This is a genomic window from Candidatus Poribacteria bacterium (genome assembly GCA_009839745.1).
Classification (GTDB): Bacteria; Poribacteria; WGA-4E; order WGA-4E; family WGA-3G; genus WGA-3G.
The window spans coordinates 1-11,383 of sequence record VXPE01000022.1; the positions used below are offsets into that span (position 1 = coordinate 1).

Annotated in this window: 9 protein-coding genes and 1 tRNA gene; 9 read left to right on the forward strand and 1 reads right to left on the reverse strand. The window is 49.0% G+C overall.

What is annotated here, in order from left to right; translation table 11 throughout:
• On the reverse strand, window positions 1-238 hold a 238-nt coding region (locus F4X88_03300; GenBank protein MYA55301.1), incomplete at its 3' end, for a hypothetical protein.
• A 106-nt stretch (window positions 239-344) separates the two neighbouring features.
• On the opposite strand from F4X88_03300, the gene lepA reads away from it, so the two are divergent.
• The 9 genes from lepA to F4X88_03345 all read left to right on the forward strand — a co-directional run bounded on the left by lepA (window position 345) and on the right by F4X88_03345 (window position 11,351).
• The gene (gene lepA, locus F4X88_03305) at window positions 345-2,150 is read left to right on the forward strand and encodes an elongation factor 4 (protein ID MYA55302.1); all 1,806 of its coding nucleotides are present in this window, start codon (window positions 345-347) and stop codon (window positions 2,148-2,150) included.
• Between the two features lie 204 nt (window positions 2,151-2,354).
• A complete protein-coding gene (gene lepB, locus F4X88_03310) occupies window positions 2,355-3,131 on the forward strand; it encodes a signal peptidase I (GenBank protein ID MYA55303.1) in 777 nt (258 codons plus the stop codon).
• 193 nt (window positions 3,132-3,324) lie between these two features.
• Window positions 3,325-5,265 carry a selenocysteine-specific translation elongation factor gene (selB, locus tag F4X88_03315; protein ID MYA55304.1) on the forward strand — a complete coding sequence of 647 codons (1,941 nt, stop codon included), beginning with the start codon at window positions 3,325-3,327 and terminating at the stop codon, window positions 5,263-5,265.
• Window positions 5,266-5,349: 84 nt separating this feature from the next.
• Window positions 5,350-5,443: transfer RNA gene (locus F4X88_03320), tRNA-Sec, on the forward strand.
• A gap of 111 nt (window positions 5,444-5,554) precedes the next feature.
• The gene (lipA, locus tag F4X88_03325) at window positions 5,555-6,448 is read left to right on the forward strand and encodes a lipoyl synthase (GenBank protein MYA55305.1); all 894 of its coding nucleotides are present in this window, start codon (window positions 5,555-5,557) and stop codon (window positions 6,446-6,448) included.
• A gap of 225 nt (window positions 6,449-6,673) precedes the next feature.
• Window positions 6,674-8,401, forward strand: a complete 1,728-nt coding sequence (locus tag F4X88_03330) for a PQQ-dependent dehydrogenase, methanol/ethanol family (GenBank protein MYA55306.1) — start codon at window positions 6,674-6,676, stop codon at window positions 8,399-8,401.
• Between the two features lie 92 nt (window positions 8,402-8,493).
• Window positions 8,494-9,363, forward strand: coding sequence for a transporter substrate-binding domain-containing protein (locus tag F4X88_03335; GenBank protein ID MYA55307.1), 870 nt, complete (start codon window positions 8,494-8,496; stop codon window positions 9,361-9,363).
• A 2-nt stretch (window positions 9,364-9,365) separates the two neighbouring features.
• A complete protein-coding gene (locus F4X88_03340; GenBank protein MYA55308.1) occupies window positions 9,366-10,289 on the forward strand; it encodes a c-type cytochrome in 924 nt (307 codons plus the stop codon).
• A gap of 261 nt (window positions 10,290-10,550) precedes the next feature.
• Window positions 10,551-11,351 (forward strand): 4-hydroxy-tetrahydrodipicolinate reductase, encoded by an 801-nt coding sequence (locus tag F4X88_03345; GenBank protein ID MYA55309.1) that lies wholly within the window; start codon window positions 10,551-10,553, stop codon window positions 11,349-11,351.
• Window positions 11,352-11,383: the final 32 nt, after the last annotated feature.

Consider the following 11,383-nt stretch of genomic DNA (forward strand, 5'->3'; position numbering starts at 1 on the left):
CCTGGGTTTGATCATAAACATAGACCCATTGTGGAAATATCGCTTGAAGATATTTCATCAGGTGGGCAGCGACAGCATCAGGGTCCCAGCTCCCTCTGCAAAGGAACTTTGGAAAAGACCCATACCGCGTCTGGGAACCACTCGCTTGGTAAAGTTGCGTCAAGGTGCCTGAACCTGTGTGGGTAATAAACCCATAGATGAACGCTTGGAAAAGCGCAAAGTTTTGGGAGTTGAACATAAACCGAAACTCCGATAGAATACCTTCTTGAAAAAGCTCGCAGACGGAATAAAAAAATAAGATTCTATGGACAACCCGACAGAAGGTGTGATATACTATCTATATTATGCCAACGAATCTTGAAAACATACGGAATTTCTGCATTTTAGGGCACATCGACCACGGAAAAAGCACCCTGAGCGATAGACTCCTCGAGCACACAAACACGCTCACCGAGCGCGATATGCGCGAACAGGTGCTTGATTTGATGGATTTAGAGCGTGAACGCGGGATTACCATTAAAGCAACGGCTGTCAAACTCCATTACCCCGCCACTGACGGAAACCGCTACGAACTCAACCTGATCGACACTCCCGGACACGTCGATTTCACGTACGAGGTCTCCCGTAGCCTCGCGGCGTGCGAAGGTGCCATCCTCATCGTTGATGCCGCGCAAGGGGTTGAAGCACAAACCTTAGCGAACGCATATCTCGCGATTGACAATGACCTTGAGATTATCCCAGTCGTCAATAAAATCGATCTACCCACCGCACAACCCGATGAAGCCAGACGGCAGATAGAAGAGGTCATCGGTATCCCCGCCGACGATGCGCTCCTTGTTAGCGCGAAAATGGGGATCGGTATTCCCGCCATACTGGACGCAATTATCAACCGAATCCCCGCCCCCGTTGGCGAGCCTGAAGCCTCTTTAAAGGCACTCGTGCTCGACTCTGTCTATAATAACTATCGCGGTGTCATCATGTATACACGAATCTTCGAGGGGAGTGTGAAGCCGGGGGAAAAGATTCAACTCATGGAGACGAAACGCTCATACGAAGTTGAGGAGGTCGGCATCTTCACGCCACAAATGCAACCGACTCCCGAACTCCGCACGGGTGCTGTCGGCTACCTCATCGCAGGTATCCGAGAAATCGACAAAGCAAAAATCGGGGATACAATTACACACCATACGAAACCGACAGCAACACCCCTTCCCGGTTATCGCGAGATGAAACCGCTTGTATTCAGCGGTCTCTATCCAGCGGACACAAACCAGTTTCATGCCTTGCGCGAGGCACTCGACAAACTGCGCCTCAACGATTCCTCCTTCACTTTTGAACCCGAGACGTCTGTTGCGCTCGGATTCGGGTTTCGGTGCGGGTTTCTCGGTTTACTTCACATGGAGATTATCCATGAACGCCTCGAACGGGAATTCGGACTCGCGCTTGTTCGAACTGCCCCGAGCGTGATGTATCGAGTCTACTTGAAAACCGGTGGATACGTGCCGGTCGACAATCCAGCACATCTTCCAGAGCCAAATGATATCGAACGCATAGAAGAACCGTATGTCAATATTGACATTATCGTTCCGCGCGACTATATTGGAAACGCGATGGAACTTTGTCAGAAGCGTCGGGGTGTATATAAGCGGATGAATCAATTGGACGCAAGCCGCGTGCAATTGTTGTATGAACTTCCGCTCAGCGAAATGCTAACGGATTTCTATCCGAAACTCAAATCATTGACACGCGGGTACGGTTCGTTAGAATACGACATTGGGGAATACAAAACCGAAAAACTCGTTAAATTAGATGTGCTACTGAACGGTAATCCTGTAGACGCGCTCTCGACGATTTTGCCACGAGACAATGCAGAAACGCGGGGCAAGGCATTAGTGTCCAAGTTGAAAGAACTCATTCCGCGTCAAATGTTTGAAGTCCCCGTTCAAGCCGCAATTGGTAACAAGATTGTTGCCCGTGAAACAGTGCGAGCCCTCCGAAAAAACGTTACTGCGAAATGCTACGGCGGCGATGTGACGCGAAAACGGAAATTGTTAGAGAGGCAGAAAGAGGGCAAAAAGCGACTCAAACAGATCGGTAATGTCGACGTCCCACAAGAAGCCTTTACAGCGATGTTGGCAACTGATGAATAGAAAAAACAAAACACACAATCGCGAACAATCAAATACCTATACTGGAGAAAGGAGGATGCCATTCTCTCCAATGGGACTACACTTTGACAGAGAGTCAGTTTAGGCGTAAGTTTCCTCAAGGCAATCCATTCAGAACCCGATTCGTTCAAGGCAAACTAAATTGAGAAAAGGAGAATGCTCTTTTCATTGAAGCTTCATAACATTATGAATAACGACGATATTCAATTATCTAAATGGCAAAAATTTCGGAAGACAATTGTATGGGAATATACCCAAGTTATTGTTGTAGCACTCATTCTCGTTTTCGGATTTATACGTCCCTTTGTTGTCGAGGCATTCAAAATCCCCTCCGGCTCAATGGAAGATACGCTTCTTATCGGGGACCGGATTCTGGTATGTAAATTTATCTACGGCATTAAAATCCCAGGCACGGACATCAAGGTTCTTGATTTCCATAAGCCTACCCGAGGAGATGTTTTCGTTTTCATCCCACCCCACGATCGGGAACGAAATTTCATCAAGCGCATCGTAGCCGTTGAAGGGGATACTATTGAGACCCGCGGCGACACACTCTATGTAAACGGTGAAGCGGTCGACGATGGGTATTACACCAAACACATGACCTTTAGCCATTTCAGAAGAGGGAATTTTCCACCCTTCCGTCAACCCGAGTATCTGCCAGAGAGTGATGGTTTTTCCGATTTCGCCCTAACGGCAAGTCAATTCAAACGTAAGTTCCCTGAAGGTAAACCGTTCACTGTCCCCAAAGGCATGGTGTTTGCTATGGGTGATAATCGTGATCAAAGCAGCGATAGCCGTTCGTGGGGACCTGTGGACGTAAACGACATCAAAGGGCAAGCATTTATGGTGTACTGGTCATTTGACTCCCGTCCAGCGAAATTGTGGGAAGTGTGGAAAATGGTAGGGAACGTCCGTTTCAATCGAATCGGCAAACTCATCCATGCCTACCCATCTTTTTAAGGATTGCTTCTGAGCTGCTGCGGACGTTGTCCTTGCAGATTCTGAATCGTTAAAAAGCCTTTGATAACTTGGAACTGGTTGGCATTAACCAAAAATCACCGTGAAACGAAGTGGAACGATTTAACCATCAACTCGACTCCATTACAAATGTTAAAGCACGAGTTGATGGTTAACAAATTCAATAGTTTAAAAAATGCATCAACACAGACGACACCTCATCATTGGAACAGCGGGACATGTTGACCATGGGAAAACCGCGCTCGTCGGGGCACTTACCGGTATGGAGACCGACCGGCTCAAGGAAGAGCAAGAACGTGGTTTGTCTATTGAGTTAGGGTTTGCCTACTTCGACCTCTCGGACGACTCACAGGCAGGTATCGTTGACGTTCCAGGTCATGAAAAATTCATCCGAAGCATGCTCTCCGGGGCTTACGGTATGGATATAGTCCTCTTCGTCGTTGATGCGAAAGAAGGTGTTCAGGAACAGACCCTCGAACATCTGGCAATCTTAGATCTGCTCGGAATCTCAAACGGCATCCTCGTCATGACGAAATCCGACTTGGCGACCGCTGATGAATTGGCAGAAGCAACCGAAATGACGCAGGAGATGCTCATCGGGACAAGCCTTGAAGCCATCCCAACTGTGAGTGTTTCGGCATTAACCGGCGCAGGTATTGAAACACTAAAAGAGACCATCGTCAAACAGGTGGCACTCGCGACGGAAACGGAAGAGAACGATGGTATCCCGAGATTATACGTTGACAGGGTTTTCACCGTTCAAGGGTTCGGCGTTGTTGTGACAGGCACGCTCATCGGTGGATCGATCCATCGAGACCAGCGGATGGTGATTCTTCCGCAGGGACATGCTGTGCGGGTCCGAGGGATACAGGTCCATAATGAAGCGGCATCCGTAGCGCAGGCCGGACAACGGACAGCATTAAACCTTTCCGGTATCTCTGCACAGGACCTCCAACGCGGCGATGTGCTCTGTCCAATTGATTTCTCACGAGTGACAGACAATATTGACGTGTCGATGCAAGTGCTGTCTTCATTTCCAAGGATACTTGAACATTGGACGCGTCTCCGGGCGTATCTCGGCACTCGCGAAATATTTTGCAGATTAATCCTACTCGTGGACGATGCCATTTTGCCGGGGGATACCGTCCAGGTTCAACTCCGCTTAGAACAACCCATCCTAACGTTCAGAGGCGACAGAATTATTTTACGCGATTTTTCAGCGCAATATACAGTCGGGGGTGGTGAAGTTATTAACCCATTTGCCCCAAAGCATAAGCGGTTCACCCCTGAAACGATCGCTACTTTAGCACAATGGGAAGAAGCCGATGATGCCCAGGTCGTGAACACTGTCTTGGAAAATAGCGAGTCACTCTGCGTGCCAGAATCCGCTCTTCACTACTATCTACCGCAGTCCCAGACGAACGTGAATGCGATCTTAACCGGCTTGGAAGCAGACGGGAAAATTGTGCGCTGGGATAAATCGGGCAGATCACCGCTCGTTTCTGATGCGGTTCGGACGGCAAATATCAAAGAGAAAATTATAGAAACGTTGACAGCGTTCCATTCGGCAGAACCTCTCCTTGCCGGCCAAAATTCTTCACAACTGCGTCGAGAACTCAAATTGGACGAAATCGGCTTTGAGAAACTCGAAAACCGACTCATTACCGAGGGTCAACTCGCCAAAGACGGCAATCTTCTCCGATTGGCATCTCACGAAATCCAGTTTTCCGAAGAGGAAGAAACAGCGAAGGAGAGACTCGAAAAACTATTCTTGGAAGCAGGTATGAATACACCCACTTTCAACGAACTCAGCGCACACCTTCCAGACTATACACCGCAGTTGCTGGAATCCACGTTTTTCGCACTTCTGAACCTGGGACAGTTTGTCAAAATAGCGGATAACTTCTTTATTCACAAAACCGTTTTTGAGGAGATACAGGAATTATTAACCACTTACCTTCGCAAAAATGATACAATAACTGTTGCCGAATTTCGAGAAACGGCACAAACTTCTCGAAAATATGCCGTGCCGTTCTTGGAATACTGCGATAGCCGGAACCTCACGATCCGAGACGGGAATATCCGTAAGTTGCATCCGCGGCACAGAGCACCATAATTACATCACTTACTTTCTACTGGAATTCACCCAAAACCACCGTGAACGTCGTGAACGGGAACCAGATTTAATAGTTAAAAAAATGGGGGAGGATAGGGTCCGGTGGCCCTACCGGTCTTCAAAACCGGCTTGTCCATGCAAGTGGATAGGTGGGTTCGACTCCCACCCTCTCCCGCCATTAGCTGAGAAGTAGACGGCAGCCATGCAACAACGGCGCATGGCGGATTTTTGAAAGGTTGGTGCCCAGCTGAGACTTTCCTGACAGCTCCCGTTAGGGGTAAATTAAAAGATGTTAAAAACGCTTCCATTAGTTGAGCAAAGAACACCGCAAAGACGGCATCCGTCCTGGATCAAAGCTCGAATGCCGAGTGGCGTTAACTACGCTGAACTCAAGAAATTGATGCGGAATCTGCAACTTCACACAGTCTGCGAAGAAGCGCGCTGTCCGAATATCGGTGAGTGTTGGAACAGCCGGACCGCCACCTTTATGATACTCGGTGATGTCTGCACGCGTCGCTGCATGTTCTGTGCGGTCAAAAAAGGCACGCCCGGTGGGATCGTCGATGCCGATGAACCGCGCAGACTCGGTGCAGCCGTCGGTCACTTAAAACTCAAGCATGTGGTTATCACCTCAGTCAATCGGGACGACCTTGTGGACGGAGGCGCGGGTATCTTCGCCGCATGCATCGCCGAAGCCCGGAAACATCGTCCGGGATGCACCGTGGAAGTCCTCATCCCCGACCTCGAAGGCAATTGGGAGGCACTCGCTGTCATCGTGCAAGCACGACCTGAAGTGCTCAATCATAACACCGAAACAGTTCCACGTCTTTATCGTCGCGTCCGTCCGTATGCGAATTATCAACAAACCTTGAACCTGCTCCGCACCAGCAAACAACTGGATGCACAGATGCTCACAAAGTCGGGACTTATGGTCGGCTTAGGTGAGACTGTGACAGAACTCTTAGAGACAATGGAAGACCTCCGCAACACCGAATGTGATATTCTCACTGTGGGTCAATACCTCTCCCCTTCCGCGCGGCATTTGCCCATTCAACGCTATTATACCCCTGAAGAATTTGAAGAGATCAAAGAAGCAGGCATCGAAATGGGGTTTCGACATGTAGAGTCGGGGCCATTAGTGCGGAGCTCCTACCATGCCGGTGAACAAGCAAGGTTAGCATAAAACTAACCTCTATTATAGCATTTAACACGGGTCCTCTCCTCAATCGCGCCCTCTACATATCTCCAAGAAATTTTCAGACTTTACATTAAATCCGATTTTTGATATACTAATGCCTGAATCACACATTTTTGCAGCACTGCAAAATACCTCGCGTTTCCTTCATGACACGGTTTCTAAAGAAGTAAGAAGTTGGGATTGTCTCACCATCAGCACAAGGAGGGGAACATGAACAGACATATTTTCTCTGAAGCATCAAACTGTTGTTCACACATAAAACGCGTAAGTTTCATTATCTTCGTCGTAAGTTTAGTATTTGCTGCGACACCGAGTCTCATCACAGCCGGAACCACACCGGATATCCAACCCGTCACGAACGAGATGTTACTCTCATCACAAGACGACCCTGAAAGCTGGCTGATGTATGGACGGGACTACAGAAGCTGGCGATATAGTCAACTCACACAGGTTAACACTGAAAACGTCAAAAAACTCGTCCCGAAATGGGCATTTCAAATTGGAACACCCTTCGATAAGTTTGAATGCACGCCACTTGTCGTCAACGGTGTGATGTTCGTCACCACTCCCTACAGTAGTATCTACGCTGTGGACGCAAGAACCGGTAAGGAAATATGGCGGTATAATTATGAACTCCCCGACGATTTAGCGATCTGCTGCGGTATGGTGAACCGGGGCGCTGCTATCTTGGGCGATAAAATCTTTTGGGTAACGCTTGACGCACACCTGCTCGCCCTTGATGCGAAAACCGGCAGGGTCCTCTGGGACAGAGTGGTCGGGGATCTAACGAACGCTGAATCCCTTACTGTCGCCCCGTTAGTCGTCAAAGACAAAGTGATTGTCGGCATATCAGGCGCAGAATACGGCATCCGAGGCTACATCGATGCGTATTACGCCGAAACAGGTGAACAGGCATGGCGATTTTACACCGTCCCTTCAAAAGACGAGCCCGGCGGTGACACATGGGAAGGCGATTCATGGATGACAGGTGGCGGATCCGCCTGGGTCACAGGTTCCTACGACCCGGAATTGAATCTTGTCTACTGGGGAACGGGTAACCCGGCACCAGACTGGAACGGTGCTGTCCGGAGAGGCGACAACCTCTATACCGACTGTATCGTTGCGTTGGATGCCGATACCGGAAAACTCAAATGGTATTTTCAAGCCACCCCCCACGATCTATGGGATTGGGACGGCGTGAGTGAACCCGTCCTGATCGATATGGAGATAGATGGCGCGCCGGTCAAAGCGTTGATGCAAGCGAATCGTAACGGCTATTTCTATGTACTTGATAGAACCAACGGAAAATTTCTATACGCAAGCACTTACTGCGAACAGAACTGGTCGGCGGGACTCGATGAAAACGGGCGTCCTACCGTCCTACCCGGCGTATCCACCTCAGAAGAAGGCACGATTCGCGTCTGTCCCGGCGTTGAAGGCGGCAAGAACTGGCCCCCCTCAGCCTATAACCCGCTCACAAATTACCTCTATATCCCATCGCTGGAACTCTGCGGTTCCTTTCATCAAGGGCGCGTTTTCTATGTGAAAGGTCTACCCTACCTCGGAAGTGGTATGACAGCAGAGAGGAACGAAGCTGGAGACATGGAGATGTGGGGACATATCAGTGCAATCGATGTCTCTACAGGTGAGATTAAATGGCGACACAAAACGAACTTCCCACAATGGGGCGGATGCCTCACAACGGCAGGCGGTCTCGTTTTTTCGGGGGATTTAGAGGGCAGATTCATGGCACTCTCGGCAGAAACCGGCGAAGTGCTTTGGGATTTTCAGACTGGATCCGGGGTTCTTGCACCGCCTATCACCTATCAACTTGACGGTGTCCAATACGTTGCGATAGCGTCAGGTGCTGTGAAATATGCTGAAGTTAATGCTCGCGAAGGCGGAACCCTTTTTGTGTTCGCGCTCTTTGATGAATAGTTGTCAGTTATCGGTTGTCGGTTATCAGTTAAGAGACGCTTCGGTTGATTCAGAAATCTCTTTAACCGAAAACCAATAGATAGGAGGGTACCGTGAAACACTATATCCTTTTGTGGGCAGCACTTTTCATACTGTCTGCTCCGATGTTGCACACTGCAGACGCTGTCGATGCCTTGGAAGAAATTCGAGCAGCGGGTGTCTTAACGGTCTGTATGGACATCCGAAATCTGCCTTACTCCAACGCTGATCCCGAACTTCCTGGGTTATATGTTGAGATAGCACATCTACTGGCAGAGGAACTCGGTGTTAAGTTGGAACTCCACTGGCTTGACACCCTCCGTGATAGTCTGCTGGCTGACATGATACGCGGACATTGCGACTGTGTGATCGGAGTTCCCATTGAGGAGCGCGCCATGAGTGAAGCGATTCAATTGGGGAAAAACGTTGATTTCTCTACACCCTTCTACGGGACCGGATACGTATTGGTAAAACAGAAAAGTAATCAAGCGTCACCGAAAACACTGGAGGACATTAAGTTAGAAACGATTGGGACAGAAGCGGGCTCCATCGCCAGCGATGTCCTTCGACAGATGGGATATAAGCGTCGCGTTTATCGCTCACAAATTGCTGTCTTGGACGCTCTCAAGAAAGGGCAAATTGCTTACGGATATGTCTGGTCAAATATTGGGTGGTTGATTGAAAAGGGTTCCCGAATTCAGCAGCCAGAACACACGGATACTGTTTATCCTGAATTAGAGATTGTTAAAGAATACACCCCTGAAGCGCGTCTCCGTTGGAATATCGCTATAGCTTTTGGCAAAGATACATCAACACGAGAAACACGTGAACTTCAAGATGTTGTTAACACAATTATCGAACAGAAATGGAGTGAAGAAAAACTCAGAGAACTCTCTGAAAAGTATTATTTGCCTTACTTCGCTCCGTTTCAGGAGGATGAATAGAAATGATGTATTATTCTACCCGCGTTCGAACCTCTACCGTCCGAATAACGTGGTGCATTCTTCTCCTCTCTCTGGGGCTAATTCTCTTCTTTTTTTCTGTCGTAAATGCCCAAAACTTAGAGGTGGATATTGCCCCCGAAGCACCGAGAGACGTGAGTTATGACGAAGACGTTATCGACGGTGCGTTCTACTTCCGTTTGATGTGTTGGAATTGTCACGCCCAACAAACACGCGGTGGCAAAGCCCCCGATCTCTTTAAACCGCAGTGGCTTTACGGATGGACCGATGACGGTATCTTCCAAACCGTATTCAACGGGCTCCCCGGGACCGAGATGCAGAAGTTTGGTGGCAAACTTTCTGATGAAGCGATTAATATGATTGTCGGCTACATTCGTTCGGAACAAGCGAAAGCGGCAGGGGTCTCCTTAGAGGAAGCGAAACCTACTCAGGACTGGACGCCATATATGAAAGGCGATGTCAAAACAGGGGAAGCCATTTTCTTCTCAGAAGGATACGCTTGCGGTAAGTGTCACACAGTTCACGGGAGAGGTGCCACCGGAACAGGCAGCGAAATAGGTCCCGATATGACGTATGTCGCTCGCACCCGTTCGCCGCAATTCATTGTCGAGTCCATTCTCAATCCACGCGCGTATATCGCGCCTGAATATGAAATGATTACCATTTTCACGACAGACGGACAGGAAATCACAGGTAGGAAGCGCCACCAATACGATCATAGAGACAGGATAGACCCTGAAACGATCCAGTTACTCGACAATTCTGGGAAGTTGTGGACAACCTATCTCATAAAGGATATAAGGAGCACCAGCGTTCCACAAGCAGGTGTTATGCCCGAAAACTTCGCAGATATTCTGTCAGTCAAACAGATGCACGATCTTTTGGCGTATCTATTCACATTGAAATAACCGTCAGCAGTCAGGTCGATTCGCTCTCGGCTTTCAGTAAAGAGGTTCTCGTTTAACAGGGGAAACCCGCAGAAACATCGGATTTCGTCTACGGATAGACGAAATCCGTAGCGCCAGAACGGATGCGCGTGTGGCATCCGAGGACAACGTGTGGACTTGCGGGACAATGTATTACATTGCAAATACCCCAAGCAAAACACTCTCTTTACTGATGACTGACTGCTATTCTGTCATTTAACCGCAAGGAACATTAAAAAGATGATTGGTGTGATTATTAATGGGGCATGTGGCCGTATGGGCCGGCTTATTATCCGAGGTGTTACTGAACAAACCGATATGGAAATCGTCGGCGCGATTGAATTCCCGGAACACCCACAGATCGGGAGTGATGCGGGTGTTGTTGCCGGCATCGGAGAAATAGGAGTCGCGGTTACAGGTAACCTTGAAGATGTACTTGACGCCGCAGATGTTGTCATCGAATTCTCGAAACCTGAGGCTACCCTGCAACACCTCCGACAGGTCGTCAATGCCGACAAAGCGATGATAATCGCAACAACCGGATATGACCCTGATGAACTCGCCGCTGTCGAGGAACTCGCATCACAGATCCGTTGCGTAATGGCACCCAACATGAGTCTCGGTGTCAATGTGATGATTCAGGCACTGGAATTAATTGCTAAAGCCCTTGGGGACGATTACGACATTGAAGTGATAGAGGCACATCACAATCACAAAGCAGATTCACCCAGCGGCACAGCCCTCCGCTTAGCGGAAACCGTTGCTCAGGCATTGGGGCGAGATTTAGATGAGGTAGGTGTCTACGGTCGCCACGGCATCGTTGGCGCAAGACCGAAAAAACAGATAGGCATTCATGCGGTTCGAGGGGGTGATATCGCCGGCGACCATACGGTGTTGTTCGCAACAGAGGGTGAGCAACTCAGCGTCGTCCATCGAGCACATAGCCCAGAGGCTTTCGCTAAAGGCGCAATCCGCGCAGCGAGATGGGCCATCAACGCCCCTAAAGGATTACATGATATTAGCGAAGTCCTGTTTCAGGAATAGTAGACACGCCTCTATATCAAAATCGTCAAAGC